Origin of the sequence: Ochrobactrum sp. AN78, assembly GCF_029909885.1 — a bacterium.
Taxonomy (GTDB): Bacteria; Pseudomonadota; Alphaproteobacteria; order Rhizobiales; family Rhizobiaceae; genus Brucella; species Brucella quorumnocens.
The window spans coordinates 1-23,396 of sequence record NZ_JASAMU010000009.1; the positions used below are offsets into that span (position 1 = coordinate 1).

The window sequence follows — 23,396 nt, forward strand, 5'->3', positions numbered from 1 at the left end:
ACAGCTACACAATCACCGGAAATGCCGGCTTCCGCGTCAAGTGGTAAATCAATAAAATGCGCAACCGCTCAAGGCGGTTGCGCAATCGTTCAGGCGGAACCATCCACCCATTTCTGTTGGGAACCCACGCTAAGACCATCCGAATATCGACCGAAGTCGCAACAGCTACAATGCCCATCCCCTTGACGGGGTCCCCGCCGTCAGTGTCCTGCCATCTCGCGCTCCTTCGGTCTCTGAGGACGCTTTCTGAGCATTTTTGCGGGTCTGGCTCCCCAGTCGTTCGGCCTGGCATCGGAGAGACATTCAAGTGTCGCCGTCAGCAGATCGAAAGCCACAAAATCGGCTTCAATCTCGGAACGCAGCCGGGCTTCATCAACAGCCTCAACCTCCCCGTCGCTTCGCCAGATCGCCAGGCCAATCCGGGCAAGCGCATTGAGCCGTCTTAGCCTGCGCAAGAGGAATTTCGCGCGACTGGCAGATTCCAGATCAAGCACACACAGAACAATGGCTGTCGCGTGCTCAATATCCGCTCTGCGCAATTGACTAGGCTGGGAATGTTCATGATCGACCACCCTGCTCGTCGCCCCTTGCACCGCCAGAACCTGCGCCAGCATAGCGGCACTCACGTCATCCAGCGGACCCCGGCCCCCAAGACAGATGATCGATTTTCCGTCGCCGGACGGCAATTGCAGCGCTTCGCCCTGCTCACCATCGGTCACGGTCTCAACCGCAACCTCTTCCTCATTGTCTTCCTCTTCCTCGGCGATCTGTCTTAAATTTGCGACAACCAATCGCGCGCTGTGCGAAAGCTGGCTCAATTGCGTGTCGCTTAACACGCCACGCACCCTATCCTGTTCGGCAATCAGCAATGCTGGTATCGCCACGCTGCCGTAATACTCCACCAGAAACGCCTTGGACAGAAATTCCAGCGCGTTGTCAGTCGCCTCGTTGGGATCGCCGGACAACAGGCGCTGATAAAGCCGCTCATGCGGGTTCAACACCGGCTCGGCACCAAACAGTATTTCCAGAAACCGGAACTGCGGAACGTAACGCCCCAGCACCACCAGGCAGACCGTCAACGGTGTCGATAACACAAGTCCGATCGGCCCCCATAACCAGGTCCAGAAAATCGCCGCCACGATGATGGCGAGCGGCGACAATCCGGTGCGCGATCCGTAAAGCCACGGCTCCATCACATTGTTGGAAATCAGCTCAATGACAATGAACAGCCCGATCGTCCACAGCAGCAGGTTCCAACCCGGTGCAATGGCAAATGCCAGAAACAACGGCATGACCGCAGCAATCACTGGACCGATATAGGGGGCAAAGCGCAGCAGGACCGCCAGCATGCCCCATAAAAGTGCATTGGGTATCCCCAGAACCCAAAGGCCAATCCCCAAGGGCACACCATAAGCGATATTGACCATAAGCTGGGTTAAAAGATAACGTCCGACCCGGCTGCCCGCTTCCTGCAGGGCGATGGTGGTGCGGTGCAGATCCCCATAGCCGACCAGTCTAATGAAGCGATCGCGCAACTCCTCCCTTTCAAGCAGCATGAACACAACCACGACAATCACCAGACCGAGCGTGGCAAGCGGCCCCACCAAGGGGCCGATCACCGTTTCAAGCGTTTCGATCGGATTGCGTTGCGCAAAGATCTCCACCAGGATCGGTTTGCGTTCAACCTCTGCATTCCCTGGGGCGGAGGTGGCCCTTTCTTCGTCCTGGTTGATTTCTGCGCCCACCCGTTCGACAAAGCGATTGAGGCGACTGATCAGGCTGTTGTCGGTGCCCGCCTCTTTCAGCGTGCGGATTTTCTCTATGATATTATATTGGTATGTCGCGATATTCTGACCGACTTCCGAAACTTGAAAGGCCAGGATTGCGCTGAACAGAACAATCACCAGGAAGCCACCCGAAACACTTGTTATGATGGCTGGCAGACGCGGCAGGCCCAACCGCCGCAATGACGAGACGATTGGCGCCAGCATGAAGGTCAGCAAAACGGCAATGGCCAGCGGCAGAAACACATCCTTGGCAAAATACAGCACAGCAATCCCAGCAGCGATCGCCGCGAGAGCCGGCAGGCGTGACTGTTCCTGCGCTGCGGATAAGGGGCGGGATTCTAGTCTGAGTTCGGGCTCCATCAAAGCTCTTGTCTTCTGGCATTCATTTTCTATTGAGGTAGATAGAGCCCGACCCGATAATGGCAAAGGCTCGGAGCCTGCAAATTTTGGCTGTCGACAGGGTCGGGCCTTTCGTGCAGCACGCATGTCCTTCGGACGCGAGAAAACCCACTTATCCGCTGAAAGTCCTCTTATCTGGTGCCTGCGTCATACCGCTTCACATGCGCCGAAAAGCGCACGCCATCGGCCGAATGATCGTCGAGCGCCGATTTCGCCTGTGACCAGATCCCGCCAGTACTGACGCCGACATCGCTTGCAATCCGACCAATCAGGATCGGGTGACCCATCGCCGCGACAATTGCACCCCCTGACGCAGGCCGCTCTGCTGATCGTCACAATGGGCGAATAAAAACTCGTCTCCCCCTATCCAAGCCACCCGCTCGCCATCGCCTGCAACGGCCATTAACCGTTTGGCGGTCGCTACCAATATTGCGTCTCCCATTGCGTGACATTAGCGGTCACTGACCGCTTTGAAACCGTTAAGGTCAATTACCAGAACGCAATAGCCCAGTCCCGAGTGCAGCGCATCAAAACCATGCTCAAATCCGCGCCTGTTGCGCAGACCGCTCGACTGATCTGTTTCCGAACGTCGCTCCAGATCCTCAAGCTTCAGACGTTCCTGTGTCCCGTCTATGGTGACAACAACAATGCGGGTCGGGACGCCATCCTCATCCCGCAACATTCTCCGGTCGCAGCGCATGAAGCGCTCGCCATCCACTGTCTTCAAACGGCATTGCGCCACTGACTGATTCACCACACTCCGCATCAATCATTCAAGATCGGCAGCGGCAACGTCGTCGAGCTTGATCCGGCCGAGAGGGCTTGCAGATCAAGCCGTGGCGCCTGAGGGCCCTTGATGAATTCTGCAAGCCGGTCGGATGTCTCAAAGGTTTCGCTTGCCACGTCCATGTGCCAAAACCCACCGCGAAGCGCCTGCATCGCCATTGACAGCATCGCGGCGCGCTCGGCGAGTTGCCGCTCTGCCTCCTTTTCTTTCGTAACGTCTTCGATCTGGGAAATAAAACCAACCACCTCGCCCTTGCCATCGCGCATGGTCGCGAATGAATGTGCACATAACATGGGGGTTCTCGGGACGCCGCAAGCGTTTTTCGATCGTGTAGCCATCATGCGCACCGGCCAGAAGCTCATTGATGAGATTAAGGTCCCCCGAAAGGTCATCGGAATGGGTAAACGCCCTGAATTGCATTGATTGGGACCGCAGAGGCCAGACCAACTGGACCTTGTTCGCCTATTGATCTATAAAAAGCGATGAAAGATGCAGTATCTTAAAGAATAGGTTAATTTTATTGTTCTAGGCTCACCCCGAATGCTGTGCAATTGTACCATACCATATTAGGAGAAGTGACACATGGCCGATCAGAACACGACTGAAGTTTCGGAAGCGACTGCAAGCCCGAAACCGGAACAGGCGAAGGCTGCGGAGAAGAAATCACCAGCTGCAAAAAAGACCGCCCCGAAATCCAAATCGGCTGCAGCAGCACCGGTTGCCCCGGTGCGTAAGCTGCGTCGTTACACGCCGGAAGAACGCTCCAGCCTGCTGGCAGCGGTCAGCAGCGAAACCGCTGCCGGTAACACCCTCAAGGACACGCTCGTCAAGCTTAATCTGAGCGAACAGACCTATTACAACTGGAAGAACGACGTCCAGTCGAAAGCCAAGCCGGCTGCGGCAAAGGCTACAACCAAGTCAGCACCGGCAAAAGGTTCCAAGCCGAAGACCGCAGCTGCAAAAGCCCCTGCTTCCAAGTCATCCTCCACAAAGGCTCCGGCAGCCAAGGCCGCTGTTGCAAGCGACGATCTCAAGGCATTGGTCTCGCTCGAAGCCGAAAACCAGCGTCTGCGCAAGTCGCTCGCCGAAAAGCTGCGCAAGGAGAATGCTGAACTGCGTAAACGTCTCGGCCTGAATTAATCAAGACTATGGCGCCTGGTGACCCCGGTGACCGGGATATTGACCAGGCGCCTCCCGCAGACTTCCCACAGACACGCATTCCACTCTCCGTTGTGATGGTCGCGGGAGGACTTTCATAACGAGCAAGGTCCCCTTGACCTCGCCACCTGCCGCAGCGTTGATCTCCGATCACCAATCAATCCCATAGGCGGCGTCGGGCATTGTCTCCGCATTACCGATCGCTGCGGGCAAATACGTCAGAGCCCCTTTCAGCAGCCGATCGTTTGCTTTGCTCTCGACATTCGAAATGAACCTTATTACTGTTTGCTTATGGAGCAGCCGGTCACACGACGCGCGGTCTTTTTTATCGGTGGTTATGACCCCAAGACGCCGACCACTTTTTTCAGGCGGATGCGCAAGGAAATCCAGCGGTTTGACCGGCTCTGGGGCACAGAGACCCAACTATTGGATCAACCCTCTCAGACTGATGATGAAAGTGGGAGTGTTGCGATCACCGCGCGCAGCCTGCCTGAAGGCTGGTCAACCCAGACCGATTTCAGCTTTCTCGCCCTCGACCCGATCGTGCTTTCCGATTTCAAAAGGCCCATCCTCAATCGACTGCTTCGCTATCTTAGAGCCTTTTCAGGCTTCATCATCGAGGGCAGCGCGCAGCGTTTCTTTCTCAAAGCCTGGCGCTTCGGACTGTATTTTCTTTACCCGTTTCTGACAATTGTGGCATTTGCAATGCTCGGTGGCCTTGCGGCTCTGTTGCTGTCTGCATGGCTCGGGCTTGCCAGCATCGCGATCGGCTTGATGGTGTTTTTCCTGGCGCTGTCGACCCTGGGAAAGCGTTGGTCAGCCTTGCACTTGATGGACCTGTGGTCATTCTCGTCGCAATTCATGCGGTCGCAGCGACCTGACGCGGACGCGCTGCTCCAGCGCTTCGCCAGTCGCATTGTAGATAAGGCTCAAGGGCAGCGTTACGACGAAATCATTCTCATCGGTCACAGCACCGGCGGCATGCTCATTCTGGATGTTGCAGCCCGCTGTCTTTCACTTGATCCAGATTTCTCCCGGTGTGCGCCTGACGTGAGCATTCTGACCCTTGGTTCCACTGCATTGAAAGCCGGCTACAGCAAGGCTGCGAAGGACTTTCGCCAGCGGATGCGCCAAGTCATCGCTGACCCGCATCTGCGATGGGTGGAAGTTCAATGCCTCACGGACCCGATCAATTTCTATAAAACCGACCCGGTAAGGGAGATGAAGCTTGATCAGGAATCCAGAAGCGAGTTTCCGTTGATACGCACCGTCAGAATAAAAGACATGCTGCAACCTGATAGCTATCGCCGCATCAAACGCAATTTCTTCCGCGTGCACTATCAGTATATCTTCGCGAATACCAAAGCCTACTGGTATGATTTCTTTCAGATCTGCTGCGGGCCGACCACGCTTGAGAACCGGGCACGCAATCACCTTCTGGGCAATCGACAGGGTTTGAAGGAGCCTTCTGCATGACCCCACAGCTGGCAATGATTATCTGGGCGACCGGGCTCGTTGCCTGGGTGGTCATCCGACTTCCCCACCGCAGGCGAGCGCGCAAGACCAGCGTTGCAGAGGATCAACGCACAGGCCTCGACCGGCTGGCATTGGCGGCGGCGACATTCTCGCTGTCGCTTGTTCCCCTTGTCTATGTGACCACAGGATTTCCCTCCGGCGCCGACATGCCGTTTCAGCCATGGCTGGCTTGGACCGGCCTCGGGATTGAGATCGCGTTCCTGGCCCTTTTCTATGCAAGCCATCAACAATTGGGCCGTAACTGGTCGGTTTCCTTACAGATCCGCAATGAACATGCGTTGATAACCGAGGGTCTCTATCATTACGTCCGCCACCCGATGTATCTCTCGTTCTGGCTATGGGCGCTTGCGCAATTTTGTCTTCTGCAAAATTGGATTGTCGGTGCGGCGGCTCTGATCGGGGTGGGGTTCCTGTATTTTTACCGCGTTCCCCGCGAAGAAGCGATGATGCAGGCTCGTTTTGGCGCGGAATACGACGCCTATTGCAGGCGAACCGGTTCTGTCATTCCAAAATTCTGGTTATTTGTACCATGACCGATCCTGACAGCTGTTTATTTCAAGCATCCCTGCATCGTCGTCATTTGCTGCGGCTTGGCCTGGCCTTGTTGGCCACACCCGCAGCGCTCACCGCTCCCGCATCAGCAAGAAAGCTTGCATCCGCTGCTGCAAACAGGTCCGTACCCGCAAGCCGCGCGTCGGTCTATCTGCTGCGCGGCTTTGGTAATCTTTTCTCGACCGGCTTGGACGCCATCGCCGCAGATCTCAAAGCGTCCGGAATTGTCACCCATGTTGAAAGCCATGTTGCCTGGCGACAGGTCGCCAAGACCATCATCGCCGAGCGCCAGAAACCCGGGCCCCGCCCCATTGTCCTGATCGGCCATTCGCTGGGGGCCAACGCCATCATCGCCATCGCCGCATCGCTCGACAAATTTGCCATTCCCGTCGACTATCTCGCGACCTTCGCTGCGACCGCGCCGGAGCCCTTGCCTAAGAATGTGCGAAAGGCCGTCAATTTCTACTTCTCACATCATGGCTGGGGATTGCCTCTCAAAGCCGGCCCAGGTTTTAAGGGTAAGCTCGACAATCGGGATTTTTCCGACGCGAAGGACGTTGGCCATTTCAATATTGAAAAGCAGCGTCCGTTGCAGCAAGAGGTGGTGCGCCAAGTCATTGCCCTGGTAAAATGATGATGGCAATCCGACCAAATTCTTCTAGAGCATTTCCTGTTTTGACTGAGGCATTGGAAATGCTCTATCGATTTGTTTTTACGCGGATCTTGTGCCGTAAACCGCTTCGTACTTTTCGGGATGCGCTCTAACAACCGCTATCACACAGCATCAGCGATCAGCCTTGTGTGTTTAAGGTGCCAGCCAAGGGGTCCCGAGGCTGGGCGACGTACTGTCACCGCGCCTTATATGGGTTGTAAACCGGCTCAGGCGATGGATAGGGCACAGATTGCCGCGATGCGCCAGCACCAATCGGCGTTGATTGCGGGGATACGCCTGTTCCAACGGGGCGAGATTGATCACTGTGGCTTTCAACGCCCCCACCGATTGCATGGGGCAGGATCACCGGACCCGGCGCAAGTGGAATCGTATTGGGATAGGACATACCCTGATCAAAACGGTGATCGGGCAGCGGACCCGCTGCGGAACGCTTATGATGATGCGGCTTCAAAACCAGCGCAGCGCCACCCACCACGACGCCACCAATAATCGCAGCCTTCAATGCGTCAGACTGTTTTTCGCCGGCATGAACCTGCGGAATGCCCAAGGCAAGCGCGGCGATCAAAGCTGGAAAAACTACATTTCTGTTCATCCTACTCCCCTTCCTGCCCACTCTCTGGTTACAACAGTGCATTGATGGCTCAATGGCCGGGATCGCCGACAGATGGCAATCCCGGCCATTGACGTTGGCCTTCAGGCATGGCGCGGATAGGCACCAATATTGATATCTTGGATGTCCGCCTTCGGAAGACGTAAGCCATTCAATGTCGACAGCAAAAGTTCGATATGCGGCGAAGCAGCCGAGTAGAAAATGGTCTGGCGATGGCGGCGTGTTGCCACAAGCTGCAACTCCCGCAGCTTCGCCAGATGCTGCGACAGCGCTGACTGGCTGATGTTCAGCCATTCGGCCATGTCACCCACCGAACACTCACCGTCGAGAAGTCTGCTCAGGATGCGCAGACGCGTCGGGTTCGCAAATCCCACCAGGAATCGAGCAGTGCTCAGTGCGTTTTCATTCAGTTCTGAATAATTGTGATGTATTGTCATGAAGTCATCCAGTTACTGTGTTGCCCTTTGACTGGCATTGCCCAGAAATGCCCTGTCATGATTCGATACCATCGAAATAAACGAAGTAAAAAGACTGAAACATTCTAAACGCCTAGCTATCTGGACAGCTGTTAAAATAAAACAACTTAAATTAGGCGCATAAAATTTATAACAGATACAGAAACGGCGCGCAGAGCTATATCCATGCAATTTGTCTCTTTTATTATAGTCAAATGTATCATTTTGTTGCATTTATTGCCCGCACCTGACTAAACCCTGCGGCCGGGCGAGCAATAGGCCGGCGAATAAGTGACGCTTGGATGTGCAGTGCAAACAAAGGTCCAAAAGGGCGGATATTGCTTCGTAGCCGCCACATCGTCACTCCAGCAGGACATTCTGCAGTCACCGCTCTGATCAGAACGCCTGTTGAAGTGACAAACTTTAGCAAAACTATCGAGAGATGCGAGGCGCTCTTCATAGCTCTCTAATATTTCTCAAATATAATTATCTATTTATAGGAGAAATACATTTTAATATAGATATTACTTTACCATATTATACTAATAAATTGGCATAATTGAATATTGAAAACTTTTTTATTGACACAACTCGTTATTATATTGATAAAGATCATGCATAGCGAGTGTGTTGACGTATTGGGCTCGACAGACTCCTCCTTCAGAAGGGCCGCGGTGCCATTGGTGATCTGCGGCTCTTCTTCCATTGCAGGCGACCACGACGATTGAGATTCCGTCAACTTGCTCTGTACAGAGGAGGAGATCGGGCCATGCACGCATCAGGGAGGGGGCGGATGACCACGACTATTCACAGTTTCAAGGCAGATCCTGCAATCAGGCACCGATGGCTGGTTGAAACCGCGTGTCTGCTCTCAAGCCGCCTTAAACCGTGGGCAGCGTAAGGCGCGTCGCCGGCCCTGAAATCGGCAACGAAGCAGTTTGAGAGGCGGCAACAGTTGCTTACGACCGCCGTGATAGAATTGAGAGTGCTCCGCATGCGCTGCCCTTGCTGGCAACCGCGCGCATTGAAATACCACCAGTTCAACCCAGGTCAACATCACGATGTCCAGCATTAAAGTCGATGCGCTCCTGGAAGGCGTCCGGGAGTTTCACAATGAACAATTTGACACCGTCCAGCGCTTGCGGGAAATGGTGCTCGCATCCGGCGATCCCGTTCGCGAACATGTCAAATTTGGCGGGATATTGTTCAGCGCGCGCGGATTTCTGCGGGATCTTCTCATTCAAGGATCACCTGAACCTCGAATTCAGTCACGGCGCCACCTTTCTCGACCCCTATGGCCTCCTTAGAGGCGCCGGCAGTCTGCGGCGCCACATCCGCCTGCAACAATTTTCGGATATAGAGAGCAAGCATGTCAGCTATTATATCCGGATCGCGCGCCAGATCGCCGATCATCAGCCCCTCTCACTGCGGCCCAGCCGGCCTTTGGGCAGCAAAATCGGCAGAAATATCCTGCGCAACGCGTTGATCAGTAAAGCCGAGCGCCCAACGAGCTGGAGGGGCGTTGAGCGCTCGGTCGACACTCCCAACCTCCCGGAAGTGTGAAACATAGCATTGACCATAGTCCGCCAGGCGGTTCAACTCCAAGTTCTAGTGGTAAATTCTATAGGGTTTTCAATAAGAAACATGTGATATATGAGCGGGGATGCGGTCTCCTTTGAGCCATCCTCGGGTGCCCTCGCGGCGCGGGATAGCATGGAGAAAAGCGACAAACGCCGCCTTGCGTCGCGAGCGCCCACCAGAGTTATGAAATCCGCACTGCTCATCAGATCCCATCCCCATAAACCTCCACCAGACCTCAATGCCGCCTGTTCGCCTCCAGCCTGTCCTTAATGCTCTGAGAGTCTCCGATTTATTTGCGATAAGCCGTTCCAATCAATCGGGATCAGGGCGGATCAGCACCACAGGACGGCAATACCGCATGTGTGCCGGCAATAAGTTGCGATTGAGCAGAAGCAGGCAATTGACTTATGCCTTTTAGTTATAGGTATAAACCATCAGTCAGGGTTCATTCCATGTCCCACATGACCAATCCAGTGCCAACTGCATTTTCGCCCGCCTTGACCCGAACAGCGCGTGCAAGCCGAAAGCCGAGCGGCTATGACATCGCGCGTGCTTATCTCGATCAGCAGGATCAGAACAACCATCTCAATCATCTCAGCGAAACGCGCCACCTCCCCCTGCTTCCTGCGCCAACGTGGCTTGCTGCGCTAACGTGCCGAGGCGCCATTCGTTGGTTTCATCAACAAGCCTTCTTAACGCAGTCGCGATGCCCTGCAGGGAAGGACGCGGCTTTCGGCGCAGGCATTCGACACAAAAGCCGCGGCAGCCGCTTCTGGCTGCGTCTCGCTCAGATCAAGCGACCGCGACCATCTCCGGCTCTTCAAACGCTGTTTCGCGCATCGAACACGACCGCGGGCAGTCGTCATCGGCACCAGCCGCCACAACGCCCTGCAACCGCGACGGACAGGGCGAGTTTCTGGTCACGGGTCCTCCATATGATTGTTGCCCCCAATATTTTCCTGTTGCTTGGCAATATGCTGTTGTTGCTGCCCGTTCTGCTGCGCCCGCAAAGCTTGTCGCAAGACATGCTTCTGCAGACCGCACTGCTGATCAAGCTGAGCTGCAACTACATGCTGCCACTGCTGTGTGGCTGGGCGGTGATGCTGTATGCTCTCAGACGCCGCACGGGCATTGTATGGCCGGTTGCCGGGCTGGTCAGCCTGGCCAGCAACAGCTGCTGGCTGCTCATCGACGCACGCGTCGCGTTAATTGGTGGGTCGGTGCGTGTCTGTACCAACATGAATGGTTCCAGCTGGAATTGTTTCATGCTCTATCTGGCGGCGACGCTGCCCTTTTTTCTGCTTTGTCCAAAGCGATTGCGCCCCAATTTGACCCGCACGCGCCGGCTGGACTTAGGGTCGACAGAAACGTTTCACGACCACGACGCTCACCAAGCCCGCGGCAGCGAAACGCTTTTCCACCAGGATCCGGGCTTTCTTGTCAATCGGTGGCGTCACTGAGCATGCGCGGCAGCCAAAGCATGCGGAGCCGTATGCCCGCAATAGAGCGAGTCCCATTCTTCGCCTCAGACACCCCGCAAGCACCTCTCTTTGAGCGCTTGCCACAAATAACCGGCTTGGAGCAGCCATGGAAAAGCAGTTTGTTGACCTTCGCGATACGCTTTTGCGCCAGGGTGTCGTCCGGCGCCATGCGCATCTCTGTGTGCGGGAATTGTCTCACCATTTCGAGCGGCTGTGTGAGCATTATCGGGCGGAAGGTTATCCGCCGGATCAGGTGCGCGCGCGCGCTGCGCGCGGGCTTGGTGATATCAGGCAACTCACGCAAGCCATGCTTAACGCGCCACACTTGCGTTCCCGCTGTGCAACAACCCCTTTCCGCGCACTGGTTGTCGCGCCTGCTGCCATCCTCATACTCTCGCTCGCCCTCACCGTAATCGGGCTGTCAATGCTATCAACTGCTCTGTCGCCCATCGCCGCGCAATCGCTCATCAAGGGAACAACGAGCATATTTACCGGCGCGCTGCCGGTGGTTTGCGGCTGGTGGGTGGCCTCCATTGCCATCCTTCAGAGGCTTCCGGCATTCTGGCCGGTCTTCGCCCTATGCCTGCTTGCCGCTCTGAGCAGCCTGATCAATTGTGCGATAATCGTGCCGGAGGCGCCTTTGCCTGGGCTTGTCTGCGTCACGCTGCGGATTGGCAGTGAGAATTTCGGTCGCATCACTGGTGATCTGCTGTTGACGCTGATGCCTTATTGGATCATCACGCAATGGCAGGAACTGCGCCGCTACCAGGCTTGATCCATATCGCTGCATCGCGTGGTGACAACCCCTGAAACCGCGACCGAACCTCACACAGTCCCGAGCGGAAGCGTGCTGAAAACGACCGTCTGGATGGTGGTTGCCAGCGCGCTCCAGTTCGATGCCAATTCCGTTAGCCGCGCCTCACCGATTCGGGTTATCGAATAATAAATCCGGGTGCGCCCGGCGACAGCCAGGCGCCGGGACCGCAATGCCCCTTCGCGCTCAAGCGTATGAAGAACCGGATAGACCACACCTTCACCCAGCGCGATCGCCTCGCCGGTGTGGAAGCGGATCGCCTGTACCACCTCATAGCCATACATTTCCCGGCCTGACAGCAGCTTGAGAATGAGAAGCTCCGGTACACCATTCATGAAACTGGGATTTGTACGATTGCCTGCCATGATCAAAGTCCTTATGCTCAACTGCCCATGAAGGCGGATCCACGCTCCGTCCTGTCACTACACCCGGTGCCGTGCAAACCAAAACAAAGAAACGACAGCAAGGGCGCACTGAGCCTATTCATTCATACAAAAATACCCAGTCCTATTCGCTTAACATGCAAACACACCGCGGACGAAACATCGTCGGATAAAACATTCTGACATGCTGACCTGAAAGCTTGCAAAAACCGGCTCCATGACGCGGCTCTCCTTTCGAGCGAAAAGGAACCGACCTGAAGATCAATACCAGACACTTCTAGGTATAAGCCTGGCTGACGTGCCCGCAAACCCCTAGAAATGAGGATGGTGGCTCGGGGTAACAAACTCGTGCCTCTCAACCGGTGGTCGCGGCTCGGATCACTTCCGCCGCCGAACCAAACTGACTGTTGCGCGCTTGCTGGAAATGGATGAAATCAGCCGCCGGCAAAGGGCGCGAGAACAGCCAGCCCTGTCCGAAATCAACATTCTGCGCACACAGAAAATCAAGCTGCTGCTGCGTCTCTATGCCTTCTGCAACGCTGAAAAACCCCAGATCCTTGGCCATATCGATAATATGCAGAACCACCGAACTGGTTGCCGCCTCCCGTCCAATCGTATCAACGAAGGCCTTGTCGATTTTCAGGGCATCCAGTGGCAGTTGCTGAAGATGGCTTAGGCTGGAATAGCCGGTGCCGAAATCATCGATGGCCACAGAATGTCCGCGCTGTCGAGCAGCGGTCAATGTGTTGCGCGCGGCCGTCACCTCAATGAAACCACGTTCGGTGGCCTCAAGCCAGATCTGCTGCGGACGAATATCCGCCTGTACGAGCTGTTGATCCAGCACCGCGAGCACCCGACCAGATTTTATATCCTGCGCGCTGATATTGATGGCGATATGCAATGTCCGGTCGGTAACGAGAGTGCCTCCCAGCTCTTCCACCACTGCAGCGATCACCTGGTCGGTAATGGGTTCAATCAGGCCTGTTTCTTCGGCCAGCGGAATGAATATATCCGGACGGATCACACTTCCATCTGGACGTTTCCAGCGCACCAGCGCTTCTGCGCCCACACAGATCCCGGTCTTAAGTTCGACGATCGGCTGATATTCGACAATAAATTCACGATTGCGCACAGCCAGCTCCAGCTCCGCCTGCGGCGACAGGCGTTTGCGCGAGAGCCAGATCACCAGCCCCACCATGAAAAAGGCAATGCCTGCGCCGATCGGCAGGAATATAATCAACTCCCGAACGAACTTGGCTGCAATATTGGCGCTTGGCGCAGTGGCAATGGCGATCAAGCCATTCTTGCGCGCCGTGCTGAAGAAAATGCCATTCTCCTCCCCTTGCTCCTGCGTGGTGACCCGTTGCAAAAGCGCAGGCGCGATCGGTTGTCCGCGCGCACCCAGAAGGCGTCCGCTTTCGGTCATCAGCGCGACGTTCATGCCGGGATCCAGAACCACGTCGACAAAGCGTCCGGGCTGGATCAATACATTATGCTGCCCCAGCTGTAACGCGGTCATAAAACTCCCCGAACTGACATAGGGCCTGACCTGAAGCGTCACATGAAGCCCGTCCTCCCTCACAAAATCGGGGGCGCTTTGTTGCAGTTCGTCTTCTACCGGCCCCCAGGACGTGCATCGCAGCCGACCTTGCGCAAAGAAGCCAATCTCCTCCACACCCGTTGAATTGACCGTGGCATCGCGCATCTTGGCGATATGGGCGGCAGTACAGGCCTGCAGTCGAGCATCCTGCATGGCAACAAGCACGGCCCGTGCATCAGAAAATGTCGTTTCGGCGCGAAACTCCACCCGTTGCGCAAACAGACTGAGATAGCTCAACTCCTTCCTCACCGCGATTTGCCATGACATCCACGCCATCACAATCAGAGGAACGAGAGCACCGATCACCGCCAGCAGGATGGCGATCACCATGATACGGTATCGGGTTGACTGCATGATGCTCTTTGTCCCAGTAAATCTTGCCAACACTTATAGCCCTGAAAAGAATAACAGAAGTTTGCCAACGGGTCGTCAACTGGTATTCTGTACCTCCACCTACCGCTTATATGTTGGGAATTTGTTGCGAGTTGAACAATGAAGATTCGGCGCGCAGAATTCATTTACGCTCGCGACCGCCTCGCTATTTCCTCATCTTCAGGCGGGTATGCGTGATGAAAAACTATCCATTCACCGACAGGCAAAAGACGTGGCTGGGAGGCTATTGGCGGTCGGAGATAGCGTTGAGAAGGAGCCACCATGAGCTGGGGACACCCGTTGAAAATACATTTTGAGAGCGGGCCGCGCATCATCAGATCCTCCGCCGGTGCTGCGCAGTGCCTGTTAACCGTCTGGCCCGAAGACGCGCTCGATGAGGACTACCGACTAGCGCTGCACGCCTGCCTGAATGATATAGAGGGCCAACCCAATGATGCACGGAGTAGTTTTGTAGCTGCGGCGAAAAGCGCCGGCCTGTTAACCACGACGCTGGGACAGAGCTAGTTGCCAGCGACACCCATTCCTGGCGGGCAGTATAGGGCCGACCGCAGCCTCCATCAGCTGTCGGCGACACCCATAAAGAGTCGATGATGGTCGGTACGCCCCGCGTCGCAGAATTTGATCGGCGGCCTGGTCGAACTGCGCGGGTTTGAGACTTCAAGGCGAATCCGACCCCACGATCCCCAATGCAAATCGCACACGGAGCCGGCGACCGCGACCGTCGCTCTGAAACAGCACCAGCCCCGAAATGCTGCCGCAGCGCTATGAAAACGCCGCCCGTTCATGCTCTTCCATGTTGGAAACGGCGCGCAGTCGCAGAATGTCCTGGCGACTGACCAGACCTTCGAGGCAGCCTGTCATCCTGTTTACGATCGCAAGGCGTCCACTTTCATTGGCCAGCATCAAATCAATCAAATAGGCCACACTATCATCGGGATGGGCGATGACCCACTTTCGCCCGGCTACGAAAGCCCCCAGCGATTGCTGCAGCATGGGTTCAGGCGAGGCGACCCATTGCAACGCCTCCGCGCGTCCAATCATGCCCAGCAGCACATTGCGACTGTCCGTGACCGGATAAAAGCGGTGCCTTTTGCTCGCCGATCCGAAGAAATCAAGTGCAGCGCGGACCGACATCGACGCCGGCAAGGTCTCAGGCGGCGCCACCATGACCTGGCTGGCGCGCATAGAATCCAGAAGATTGACACTATATTCGCGGGTAATGTGATGGCCACGGCGGGCGATCTTCTCGGTCAGCATGGACCGTTTCAAAAGCAGAACAGTGACACAATAGGCCGTGACACTAGCCACAAACACCGCAACAAGCGGATGAAAGTCACCGGTGACCTCCACCGCAAAGAAAGTGGCGGTTAGCGGGGCGCGCATGGTTCCGCCCATCATCGCAGCCATTCCGAGCAAAGCCCAGAAGCCGGCCTCGCCGCCCGGCAGCCACAATCCCATCAACCAGCCGATGGCACCTCCAAATATCAGCAGCGGCGCAAGCACGCCGCCAGAGGTTCCCGATGCCAGCGCCACCAGCCAGATAATCACCTTCACAGCCAGCACGCTGATGACAAGGGAACTCACAAACCTGTCGTGTAGGAAACCGTCAATCAGATCATAGCCGACCCCCAGGGCCCGCGGTTCCACCAGGCCGCCGAGGCCGATCACAACACCGCCCAGTGCTGGCCACCACATCCAATGGATCGGCAGCCGCTCAAAGGTATCTTCAAGCTTGTAAAGCAATTGGGTCAGCAGGCCGGAGAAAAGGCCACAGACAAGGCCGACGGCGATGAAACAAGCCACACCCCACCAGGGCAACGCGAGCTTGAAGCTACTCGCAAACAGCGCGGCTGTTTCGAAAAAATATGGCCGCACTGCAGCAGCAACAACCGTTGCAGCCGCAACAGGAATGAAACTGCGGGGCTTCCATTCAAACAGCAGCAGCTCGACACCAAGCATCACCGCAGCAATCGGTGTACCAAAAATTGCCGTCATGCCAGCACAGGCTCCCGCAACCAGCAGCGTCTTGCGTTCGGCTGAACTCAGTCGGAACATCTGCGCAAAAAGCGAGCCGATCGCACCGCCGGTCATGATGATCGGACCTTCCGCACCAAACGGGCCACCGGTGCCGATCGAGATTGCTGAGGAAACCGGTTTGAGCACCGCCACCTTCAGCGACATGCGGCTACGGCCAAACAGGATCGCTTCGATCGCTTCGGGAATGCCATGGCCCCGTATTTTTTCGGAGCCGAAGCGCGCCATCAAGCCAATCACGGTGCCGCCAAGCACCGGGATCGCCACCACCCACCAGGAAGCAGCAACATCCGCAAGCCGCACCGGCGCGAAACTGACACGACCAAACCAGGCCAGATTGCCGACAAGCGCAATCAGACTGATCAGCAGATAAGCGACCAGCGTGCTCGCGGCACCAATGGCAACTGCCATGCCGATCAGAACGAGCATGCGCCTGTCCGCCGAAAAATCAGCCGCCGCGCGGCGTGGTAGTCCGCGCATGAAATCGCGCTCCGGATGCATCGGTTCTTGCCCGGCCATGGCCTATCCTTGTTGCTCAATGAAATTGCATTTGAAGAACGCTCACGACCATTGCGGCCACAGCGCGGGTTATTACATCGTATTGCGATATATTTTAAAAACACATTTTCGTGTAGGCGCGCGCTCTCGATTATGATCAAACACAGTCGCCGCGCCCCCGTCTTGCACCCCACCGCAAGCGGGCAGAACGCCGCTACAGGAGTGCGCATGAGAGAACCCGGCAGCCATTTAACCGCCGACGATTACCGGTCGCTGGCCCAGTTTCGCCATGACCTGCGTCGCTTCATGAGTTTCAGCAGCGTGGCCGCAGAAGCCGAGGGCCTGCCGAGCCAGCAGCATCAGGCACTCCTGGCGATCAAGGCGCATGCATATTCCATGACCATCGGCGACCTCGCCGACTGGCTGGTCATTGCCCCCCATAGCGCGACCGAACTGGTCGGACGCCTCGTCGAGGCCGATCTCGTGCGGCGGGAAACCGATCCCGCTGACCGCCGGCGCCAACGCATTCTTCTGACCACAAAGGCCGAGGATATATTGCACCGCCTGACCGAAACCCATCTGACGGAACTGCGCAGCATAGCCCCCAATCTGATCGCACTGCTGAAAGCGCTGACCAGAGCCGACACAGCCGAATGAGGGAAGAAAAGCCGCATTCGCACACCATCACCGCGACGCGGTGATGGGTCACCCAATCGCAATCACACCAAGTAAACTCCCATTTCGTTGATGGCGAAATTGAATTGAGGGATGAACTAATAGCAGGCTTGATCTCGCGGTAGGCAGGACTTGCAAACTCTGTAATATGGCAATTGCTTCGAGGCGAAGACGACAAACATCTCGACATGTAAGCTCTATTTATCCCTGCTATTTTGGAGAATTATCATGCTATCGACATCCTACAGTCAGAAACTCGCACATAAGGTCATTGGCCAGACCGCTGGCCTGCCAAAGGCACAAGCAGCCTGCACCAATGCTCCCGGATGTACCGGAATGGAATGCGCAGGCATTGTCAATACCGGGCCCGACTGTCACTAGCGCGGACCCACGCCATGGCTCAAACTGCGTGCATGTTGCAGCCAGACCTTGAGAAATCGGATCTGGCTACGACGCAGGCTCTGGGCGAGCCAAAGCATTGCGGGCTGCGCATAATCCGCAGCCCGTCTCCATGACGGAAATCCACTATTGGAGGGCACATGTTGATGGGACCCTGTCAGACCTTGACTGGCGATGCTGAAATCAAACAGTTCAGCTATTTCACCGAGCATTTCAAAGATGAAAGCTACCATATCGAGTTTCTGACCATTGATGACACCCAGTTGACGGCATCAACTCATGTTCAAAGCCGCGATCGGTTTCATATTCCGCTTCTCCTGTTGGACCGGCTGGTGCAGTCCATCGGCTTCGTTGCCATCCAGCATGTCAGGCAGCAGCAGAACCGTCCCTTGCGCTTTATCTTCATTCGCCAGATGAACTGGTGCTTTTCCGGGCCTGTCAGGCCTTCTCTGCCGGTGTTGGTCCAGGCCAGCTATCGCTTCCACGACGAAACAATCAGGAAACAGTGTTTTGACGTGAAGGGCGCAGTGAACCGCTCTGCCAGTTTCTCCCTGTCGGTCGATGTGATCAGCACCAAGGGCAAGCCCGGCTGCCTCTAGACAGGGCGCACTCCAATCGCCGTGAACCCTGCGCTTGGCAGCACGGTTCCCCTGCACCCCTCCCGCTTTCCCCACGATGGACGATGAAAAGGCAACCCATGGTCATGTTTGAACAGGATATGTTCGGTTGCATCTATCGGCATCTGCTCAAGCGCACCGCTGCGATCGAGCAGTTGCAGCCATCCGCCTTGATCCGGATCGAGGCCGCCCACAGGCTCCGCGATAAGGCATGGTTGCCCTTGTTGCGGCGCTGCTTTGAACGGGTGTTGATGGTCGAAATGAACTTCGCAGAGGCCGAAGGTCTTCTGAAAGGGAGCGATCCCACCGAGCGTTTCGACTATTTTGTCACGCAAGTGGTGCGCGAGCAGAACCTGTCAATGCTGTTAGAGAAATATCCCAGCCTGTGGCAACGCTGGTGCGTCCAGGCCGGTGCTTTGCAACAAAGCCTGTCTCTGCTGCTCGCCCGCGTTGAAAGCGATCTCGCCGCCGTCGCCCAGAGCTTATATCAGGATGAAGAGGTGCGGCAGATCACCGATATTGATCTGGTGGGCGACCCGCATCGCGGCCAGCAGCAGACCGCACGCATCACCTATCGCAACGCCGACAACACCAGCCGTGTCGTCTATTACAAGCCGCGGGATCTGGCGATTGATGCGGGGTTTTCTGAATTCATAGGCTGGTGGAATGGCACGGCCGCCATTGACCACCGCGTTCCGCGGGTCATCGTGAAGCAGGATTATGGCTGGGCCGAATCCATCGATCACACGGCCTGTGACAGTCAACAAGAACTGCGGCATTATTATCGCCGCTATGGCTCGCTCGTCGGCCTCACCCACATATTTGCCTCCACCGACCTGCACAAGGATAATCTGATCGCCAACGGTGCTTTCCCGGTCATCGTCGACTGCGAGACACTGTTCTCATGCAGCCTGAGACAACCGCTTTCCAATCCTTGGGAGTTTCATCTCTATGCTTCCCTGCTCCTGCCGGCGCGCCAAATCCACCCGGAGATCGAAATGAGCCCTTTGCCGGCGCTTGACCCCGAGCAAAGGCTTGTAAGACGGGTCAACTTGCAGCAGCATCTCAGCAATGCGCGTCTTAAGATGCGATCCCTCCCGCTGAAGAAATCACAGTCTGAGGTCCGCCTCGGCTCTGAAACCATTGCCGATTTCCTCGTCTATCAGGCAGACCTAATGGAAGGATTCCAGGAAACGCTCGCATGTTTGAAGCAAAACGCCGCCAAAGTGATGGAACGGCTTCACATTGCCATGCATGGCGCTCCTGTGCGGATTCTCACTGCGTCGACCCAGCATTATGTGACAGCCCTCGACAACAGCTTTCATCCCGACACGCTTTATCACAATTGTGCGGAGCGCGAACTTTCGGTTCTGTGTACGCCCGATCGTCACCCATCCATCGCAGCCAGTGAACGATCTCAGCTCCGGCAGGGCGACATTCCCTATTTCCACATGGGCTTTCAGGGCTTGGCGCTTGCGGACGGCAGCCACACTGCGCTTGACGTTGCAGTCTGCCGCAATCCGGCTGCGAAAGTTGAACATCAGCTCGCGCAGCTCTCTGACGCGTTCATCACAAAGGTCATTGCCGATCTGCAACAGGCTCTGCTTGCCTTCAGGCTGCGCCGCGGCGACGCGATCACGCCAGTCAAACCACCGCGAAAAGCAGCAACCAAGCCCAACAATCCATCCTGGCTGCTTGCTCTTGCAAAGACTATTCTTGATCAGGTGATTGCCGAAGCGATTCTTGCAGAGGACGGCACCTATTGCTGGCGCACCATTACCGTCGGCGCCGATCACACAGCCCAGGCTGGCTTGAGCGGACATGATCTTTATGATGGCGCCTCCGGCATCGCGCTCGCCTTTTATCTGATCGGTCATCGCACCGGCAATAAGCGCTATCTGGCCTTTTCGCAACAATTGGCGTCTCAGCTCGCGCAACAACTCGATGAAGCTCCGGTGGCGAGACAGGGCGCGCTGACCGGTGCCGCCGGCACGCTTTGGGCATTAAGCTTCATGCAACCGGACAGATTGCTGCAATTGCTGCCGGTCCTGCAGCGCTGCCTGCAAAAACTGTGTTTTTCCCTGACCAGTGGCGACTGCCAACATTATCGCGACCTTGATTATGTTTCCGGCTTGGCGGGGACGCTTGCCATGCTGCTGCGCCTGGAGCAGATCTACGCAGCACTGCCGATCGCAGCCGACATCCGACACCTTGCCAATCAGCTGTTTGACCGGATCCTCCGCTATGCAACACGGTTGCGCAAGCAGGACACCCTGCTCGGCTTTGCGCATGGTACCGCCGGAGTCTCGGCGGTTCTCGCCCAGTTCATGCAGCAGATGCAACTGGAAAATGCCGCAGCGAGACGGCTGATTGAAAGCAATTTGTGCCGTGAAACTGCGCATCGCAGCGAGGCCGGATGGCGACGGCTCGACAGCAACGATCCGCCAGACAGTTCCTGGTGTCACGGTACAGCAGGATTCGGCTTCTCCCGTCTGGCGCTGCGCAGTTATATGCCGCGGCAGATGTTTGAAACAGACATGCGCATCGTGCGCAGCAGACTTGGCGCGCCACAACAGTCGCTTGGACTCTGCCATGGTATGATGGCGGACTTCTGGCTGGAACAGGCTCTCGGAGACAGCGGCGAACACGCCTTGCAGCGCGTGCATGACAGCTATCAAACGCAGGGCATCTGCACCAATTTCGGGCTGCATGGATTCGAACTGATCGGAGCCATGACCGGCGTGACCAGTCTGTTTTCAGGGGCGGCAATCTTGTTGAACCGACCGGATTTTTAAACGGCTCAGCCGCTGCAGCCGATCCATCTTTTCACAAGCAAACATCCCCAGATGGCAGCCCGCGCGGCGATCGCACTTGCGGGCCCAGGTGCGCGCAAGCGGTATACCCACCCAATATTCAAGGTATTGCTCTCATATAGCTTTGCCTGCAGAGAGACCCATGCAGCAGTCACAAACCCCCAATCCGATTTAAAAACACCATTTTATGCCCAACAACCGCATCGTCAACCGCGCTGTTCTCACCTTCGTCGCAACCATGTTCTGGATCAGTTCCGCTTGGGCACAGGATGACGACTATGATTGTGGTGGGCCCATACCCTTGCGATCATGCAGAAAATCTACCCCCAATCCATCGCGAGAACGCCCGGCCTTCCGTTTCCCGAAAATATCCATGTGGATCTGGCCCGCCACCGTGACGAGACAAGCGTGAAATGCCGGGTATGGCCCGGGCATCCCGATCTCACTTTGCTGGCATTTCCGCCTATCGACAGCGACGACATCAGACTGATGGTCATCAAGTCATCAAATCTGGACATCGAAGGCCAGCTGCTACTGAAAAATGCCACCGCCGCCGAGCAGCCGTTGCAGATTAAATTCGTCGATTTCGATACCGCGAATTATCACGTCACATCATCGCTTGTCGCATTTGGACTGAGGACAACACGAGAGGACATTTCCCCCGCGAGCCCGCTGATCAAACAACAATTGTCACTGTTCAGCTTGCAGAACGGCAAGATCGTTCCCCTACTGGAGGATATGATAACCAAGCTTGAGGTTGCCGATCTTGGGCACATTTCCTGTCACGATCAGAAATTCGACAAGGAAATCGCGCTTCACATGTCGCTGTCGAGCCATCATGGATATCGCGACATTTTTGTTCTGGAAAATCAGATCGCCACCACCGGAGGTAGCATTATCAGCCACTGCGCACCCACCACCGTTTCCCTCACTGTTCGCCATGTGCTGAGCTTTGATGGCACGCGCTACCGCTTGCCGTCTTTGCTCAAGGCACAATAAAGGAACAGTGTCGTAAGCACGTTCTGCTACCCAAAGCCAGTGCGCCAGCGATCTCTCTTTGCTGTGAATGCGAGCTTGTCTGCGGGCGAGCCTGGTCGCGTCGCCCCACGTAAGAAGGATTGGCGCTGCCTGCATGTTTCCCCCCGCAATCCCAGGCGACATTGTCTTAAGCCTGACGTTGCAACGCAAATCGGACAGGCTCTTCTCAAAAAGCCGCTGCGCAACCGCGCGCAAGCCTTCTTCCAATCCAGACATCAACCAGATTTTGACAGGCCTTTCATGCATTTGAGCCATTTCTTGAAATTCAGCCCCATCGTCGTCGCCCTGGCAACGCTTAACAGCAGCCATGCTCTCGCAAAAGACGACAGCTATGACTGTCATGGTCGCGCGATCACCATCATGGAGAAGATTTACCCTGCATCGGTGCCAGAAGGCGACGATATGCCGTTGCCACACGAAACCCATCTCGACTTGGGCGGCGGACGCAATGAAAACAATGTGATCTGTCGCGTCTGGCCTGCCCATCCCGAACTCACTCTGGTGGCTTTTCCAATTATCACCGATGACGGGTCTTTCGACACGGAAGGCGACGTGAAACTCTTTGTTCTCAATACCGGCAATCTCGCCGTCAGAGGCGAACTGCTGGTAAAAGATGCCGCATCGGAAGATATCATGCGGATCAGCGCTATGAAACTTGATACCGCCAATTATGCGGTCTCACCTTCGGGCCCGGTCTTCGGACTTCGAACGACGAAAGAACATCAAAGCCGCGTCGATTCCACGAGCCAGGAACAACTCTCACTGTTCGAATTTTCAAACGGGACCATTCAACCCCTGCTCGACGGGATGATGACCGGTCTGGATGTGGCTCGAAATGAAAACGATGCTTGCCTCGATGAGCAACAACACGTTACGACGCAACTCCGTGTCGCAAAAAACGCTCACCACGGCTATCACGATATTGTTGTATCCAAACAAGGCGTCACCGCAAAACTCGACACTATGTCCGTCGACTGTTCGCCGAAGATCAAGCAAAGCAGCAGCCAACATAATCTTATCTTTGATGGTCAGCGTTATAGAGTACCGTCAGCTCTTGGCACCGCCTACTAGACCGCACTGGGAGTCCCTGCAGCCTCGAAGGAGGCTTCGACC

General features: G+C 56.0%; 24 protein-coding genes. 14 read left to right on the forward strand and 10 right to left on the reverse strand.

Features of this window, described 5'->3' with window-relative positions:
• Positions 1-200 precede the first annotated feature (200 nt).
• From QBD00_RS16305 to QBD00_RS16320, 4 genes are all read right to left on the reverse strand, one after another.
• The gene (locus tag QBD00_RS16305; protein WP_151093226.1) at positions 201-2,147 is read right to left on the reverse strand and encodes an AI-2E family transporter; all 1,947 of its coding nucleotides are present in this window, start codon (positions 2,145-2,147) and stop codon (positions 201-203) included.
• Positions 2,148-2,317: 170 nt separating this feature from the next.
• Positions 2,318-2,473 (reverse strand): hypothetical protein, encoded by a 156-nt coding sequence (locus QBD00_RS16310; protein WP_191793536.1) that lies wholly within the window; start codon positions 2,471-2,473, stop codon positions 2,318-2,320.
• A 164-nt stretch (positions 2,474-2,637) separates the two neighbouring features.
• Positions 2,638-2,940, reverse strand: a complete 303-nt coding sequence (locus tag QBD00_RS16315) for a GGDEF domain-containing protein (protein WP_151093230.1) — start codon at positions 2,938-2,940, stop codon at positions 2,638-2,640.
• 11 nt (positions 2,941-2,951) lie between these two features.
• Positions 2,952-3,266 carry a hypothetical protein gene (locus QBD00_RS16320; RefSeq protein ID WP_318580043.1) on the reverse strand — a complete coding sequence of 105 codons (315 nt, stop codon included), beginning with the start codon at positions 3,264-3,266 and terminating at the stop codon, positions 2,952-2,954.
• A 289-nt stretch (positions 3,267-3,555) separates the two neighbouring features.
• Here QBD00_RS16320 and QBD00_RS16325 point away from each other — a divergent pair, with 289 nt between their 5' ends.
• From QBD00_RS16325 to QBD00_RS16340, 4 genes are all read left to right on the forward strand, one after another.
• The gene (locus tag QBD00_RS16325; RefSeq protein ID WP_191793535.1) at positions 3,556-4,113 is read left to right on the forward strand and encodes a transposase; all 558 of its coding nucleotides are present in this window, start codon (positions 3,556-3,558) and stop codon (positions 4,111-4,113) included.
• Positions 4,114-4,422: 309 nt separating this feature from the next.
• Positions 4,423-5,607, forward strand: a complete 1,185-nt coding sequence (locus QBD00_RS16330) for an alpha/beta fold hydrolase (protein WP_151093236.1) — start codon at positions 4,423-4,425, stop codon at positions 5,605-5,607.
• Positions 5,604-6,200 (forward strand): protein-S-isoprenylcysteine O-methyltransferase, encoded by a 597-nt coding sequence (locus QBD00_RS16335; RefSeq protein ID WP_318580044.1) that lies wholly within the window; start codon positions 5,604-5,606, stop codon positions 6,198-6,200. The genes QBD00_RS16330 and QBD00_RS16335 overlap by 4 nt, the downstream gene beginning before the upstream one ends.
• Before the next feature lie 32 nt (positions 6,201-6,232).
• Positions 6,233-6,853, forward strand: coding sequence for an alpha/beta fold hydrolase (locus tag QBD00_RS16340; protein WP_412535039.1), 621 nt, complete (start codon positions 6,233-6,235; stop codon positions 6,851-6,853).
• A 214-nt stretch (positions 6,854-7,067) separates the two neighbouring features.
• On the opposite strand, the gene QBD00_RS16345 is transcribed toward QBD00_RS16340, so the two are convergent.
• The gene (locus QBD00_RS16345; RefSeq protein WP_318580045.1) at positions 7,068-7,484 is read right to left on the reverse strand and encodes a hypothetical protein; all 417 of its coding nucleotides are present in this window, start codon (positions 7,482-7,484) and stop codon (positions 7,068-7,070) included.
• A 101-nt stretch (positions 7,485-7,585) separates the two neighbouring features.
• Positions 7,586-7,939: an ArsR/SmtB family transcription factor gene (locus QBD00_RS16350; RefSeq protein ID WP_151093244.1), complete on the reverse strand. Its 354-nt coding sequence runs from the start codon at positions 7,937-7,939 to the stop codon at positions 7,586-7,588.
• A gap of 1,131 nt (positions 7,940-9,070) precedes the next feature.
• Here QBD00_RS16350 and QBD00_RS16355 point away from each other — a divergent pair.
• A complete protein-coding gene (locus QBD00_RS16355) occupies positions 9,071-9,520 on the forward strand; it encodes a hypothetical protein (protein ID WP_318580046.1) in 450 nt (149 codons plus the stop codon).
• 810 nt (positions 9,521-10,330) lie between these two features.
• Here QBD00_RS16355 and QBD00_RS16360 read toward each other — a convergent pair.
• On the reverse strand, positions 10,331-10,462 hold the full coding sequence (locus tag QBD00_RS16360) for a hypothetical protein (protein WP_268967527.1): 132 nt from the start codon (positions 10,460-10,462) through the stop codon (positions 10,331-10,333).
• 11 nt (positions 10,463-10,473) lie between these two features.
• Here QBD00_RS16360 and QBD00_RS16365 point away from each other — a divergent pair, with 11 nt between their 5' ends.
• Together QBD00_RS16365 and QBD00_RS16370 are read left to right on the forward strand one after the other, a co-directional pair.
• Positions 10,474-10,998, forward strand: a complete 525-nt coding sequence (locus tag QBD00_RS16365; RefSeq protein ID WP_151093248.1) for a hypothetical protein — start codon at positions 10,474-10,476, stop codon at positions 10,996-10,998.
• A gap of 127 nt (positions 10,999-11,125) precedes the next feature.
• On the forward strand, positions 11,126-11,794 hold the full coding sequence (locus QBD00_RS16370; protein WP_151093249.1) for a hypothetical protein: 669 nt from the start codon (positions 11,126-11,128) through the stop codon (positions 11,792-11,794).
• A gap of 50 nt (positions 11,795-11,844) precedes the next feature.
• Here the strand turns inward: QBD00_RS16370 and QBD00_RS16375 are convergent, their stop codons facing one another.
• Together QBD00_RS16375 and QBD00_RS16380 are read right to left on the reverse strand one after the other, a co-directional pair.
• Entirely contained in the window at positions 11,845-12,198 is a 354-nt protein-coding gene (locus tag QBD00_RS16375) for a PadR family transcriptional regulator (protein ID WP_151093251.1), read from the reverse strand.
• 373 nt (positions 12,199-12,571) lie between these two features.
• On the reverse strand, positions 12,572-14,170 hold the full coding sequence (locus QBD00_RS16380; protein ID WP_318580047.1) for an EAL domain-containing protein: 1,599 nt from the start codon (positions 14,168-14,170) through the stop codon (positions 12,572-12,574).
• 300 nt (positions 14,171-14,470) lie between these two features.
• Here QBD00_RS16380 and QBD00_RS16385 point away from each other — a divergent pair, with 300 nt between their 5' ends.
• Positions 14,471-14,713, forward strand: coding sequence for a DUF982 domain-containing protein (locus tag QBD00_RS16385; protein WP_151093255.1), 243 nt, complete (start codon positions 14,471-14,473; stop codon positions 14,711-14,713).
• A 258-nt stretch (positions 14,714-14,971) separates the two neighbouring features.
• Here the strand turns inward: QBD00_RS16385 and QBD00_RS16390 are convergent, their stop codons facing one another.
• The gene (locus QBD00_RS16390) at positions 14,972-16,762 is read right to left on the reverse strand and encodes a chloride channel protein (protein WP_318580048.1); all 1,791 of its coding nucleotides are present in this window, start codon (positions 16,760-16,762) and stop codon (positions 14,972-14,974) included.
• A gap of 207 nt (positions 16,763-16,969) precedes the next feature.
• Between QBD00_RS16390 and QBD00_RS16395 the strand changes: the two genes are divergently transcribed.
• From QBD00_RS16395 to QBD00_RS16420, 6 genes are all read left to right on the forward strand, one after another.
• Complete coding sequence (locus QBD00_RS16395; protein ID WP_151093259.1) at positions 16,970-17,398, forward strand: MarR family winged helix-turn-helix transcriptional regulator; 429 nt, start codon at positions 16,970-16,972, stop codon at positions 17,396-17,398.
• Between the two features lie 246 nt (positions 17,399-17,644).
• Complete coding sequence (locus QBD00_RS16400; RefSeq protein WP_318580049.1) at positions 17,645-17,797, forward strand: hypothetical protein; 153 nt, start codon at positions 17,645-17,647, stop codon at positions 17,795-17,797.
• A 158-nt stretch (positions 17,798-17,955) separates the two neighbouring features.
• Positions 17,956-18,414 carry a hypothetical protein gene (locus tag QBD00_RS16405; RefSeq protein WP_151093261.1) on the forward strand — a complete coding sequence of 153 codons (459 nt, stop codon included), beginning with the start codon at positions 17,956-17,958 and terminating at the stop codon, positions 18,412-18,414.
• A gap of 83 nt (positions 18,415-18,497) precedes the next feature.
• Positions 18,498-21,227, forward strand: coding sequence for a type 2 lanthipeptide synthetase LanM (lanM, locus tag QBD00_RS16410; protein ID WP_318580050.1), 2,730 nt, complete (start codon positions 18,498-18,500; stop codon positions 21,225-21,227).
• A 327-nt stretch (positions 21,228-21,554) separates the two neighbouring features.
• Positions 21,555-22,244, forward strand: coding sequence for a hypothetical protein (locus tag QBD00_RS16415; RefSeq protein ID WP_318580051.1), 690 nt, complete (start codon positions 21,555-21,557; stop codon positions 22,242-22,244).
• 297 nt (positions 22,245-22,541) lie between these two features.
• Positions 22,542-23,354, forward strand: a complete 813-nt coding sequence (locus tag QBD00_RS16420; RefSeq protein WP_191793527.1) for a hypothetical protein — start codon at positions 22,542-22,544, stop codon at positions 23,352-23,354.
• The last annotated feature ends 42 nt before the right edge of the window (positions 23,355-23,396 follow it).

What these genes read in the sequence shown, in the direction of transcription:
- QBD00_RS16305 (WP_151093226.1), bottom strand. Translation starts at nt 2,147, where the DNA reads ATGGAGCCCGAACTCAGACTAGAATCCCGCCCCTTATCCGCAGCGCAG.
- QBD00_RS16310 (WP_191793536.1), bottom strand. Translation starts at nt 2,473, where the DNA reads ATGGGTCACCCGATCCTGATTGGTCGGATTGCAAGCGATGTCGGCGTC.
- QBD00_RS16320 (WP_318580043.1), bottom strand. Translation starts at nt 3,266, where the DNA reads ATGTTATGTGCACATTCATTCGCGACCATGCGCGATGGCAAGGGCGAG.
- QBD00_RS16325 (WP_191793535.1), top strand. Translation starts at nt 3,556, where the DNA reads ATGGCCGATCAGAACACGACTGAAGTTTCGGAAGCGACTGCAAGCCCG.
- QBD00_RS16330 (WP_151093236.1), top strand. Translation starts at nt 4,423, where the DNA reads ATGGAGCAGCCGGTCACACGACGCGCGGTCTTTTTTATCGGTGGTTAT.
- QBD00_RS16335 (WP_318580044.1), top strand. Translation starts at nt 5,604, where the DNA reads ATGACCCCACAGCTGGCAATGATTATCTGGGCGACCGGGCTCGTTGCC.
- QBD00_RS16345 (WP_318580045.1), bottom strand. Translation starts at nt 7,484, where the DNA reads ATGAACAGAAATGTAGTTTTTCCAGCTTTGATCGCCGCGCTTGCCTTG.
- QBD00_RS16350 (WP_151093244.1), bottom strand. Translation starts at nt 7,939, where the DNA reads ATGACAATACATCACAATTATTCAGAACTGAATGAAAACGCACTGAGC.
- QBD00_RS16355 (WP_318580046.1), top strand. Translation starts at nt 9,071, where the DNA reads ATGAACAATTTGACACCGTCCAGCGCTTGCGGGAAATGGTGCTCGCAT.
- QBD00_RS16365 (WP_151093248.1), top strand. Translation starts at nt 10,474, where the DNA reads ATGATTGTTGCCCCCAATATTTTCCTGTTGCTTGGCAATATGCTGTTG.
- QBD00_RS16370 (WP_151093249.1), top strand. Translation starts at nt 11,126, where the DNA reads ATGGAAAAGCAGTTTGTTGACCTTCGCGATACGCTTTTGCGCCAGGGT.
- QBD00_RS16375 (WP_151093251.1), bottom strand. Translation starts at nt 12,198, where the DNA reads ATGGCAGGCAATCGTACAAATCCCAGTTTCATGAATGGTGTACCGGAG.
- QBD00_RS16380 (WP_318580047.1), bottom strand. Translation starts at nt 14,170, where the DNA reads ATGCAGTCAACCCGATACCGTATCATGGTGATCGCCATCCTGCTGGCG.
- QBD00_RS16385 (WP_151093255.1), top strand. Translation starts at nt 14,471, where the DNA reads ATGAGCTGGGGACACCCGTTGAAAATACATTTTGAGAGCGGGCCGCGC.
- QBD00_RS16390 (WP_318580048.1), bottom strand. Translation starts at nt 16,762, where the DNA reads ATGGCCGGGCAAGAACCGATGCATCCGGAGCGCGATTTCATGCGCGGA.
- QBD00_RS16395 (WP_151093259.1), top strand. Translation starts at nt 16,970, where the DNA reads ATGAGAGAACCCGGCAGCCATTTAACCGCCGACGATTACCGGTCGCTG.
- QBD00_RS16400 (WP_318580049.1), top strand. Translation starts at nt 17,645, where the DNA reads ATGCTATCGACATCCTACAGTCAGAAACTCGCACATAAGGTCATTGGC.
- QBD00_RS16405 (WP_151093261.1), top strand. Translation starts at nt 17,956, where the DNA reads ATGTTGATGGGACCCTGTCAGACCTTGACTGGCGATGCTGAAATCAAA.
- lanM (WP_318580050.1), top strand. Translation starts at nt 18,498, where the DNA reads ATGAAAAGGCAACCCATGGTCATGTTTGAACAGGATATGTTCGGTTGC.
- QBD00_RS16415 (WP_318580051.1), top strand. Translation starts at nt 21,555, where the DNA reads ATGCAGAAAATCTACCCCCAATCCATCGCGAGAACGCCCGGCCTTCCG.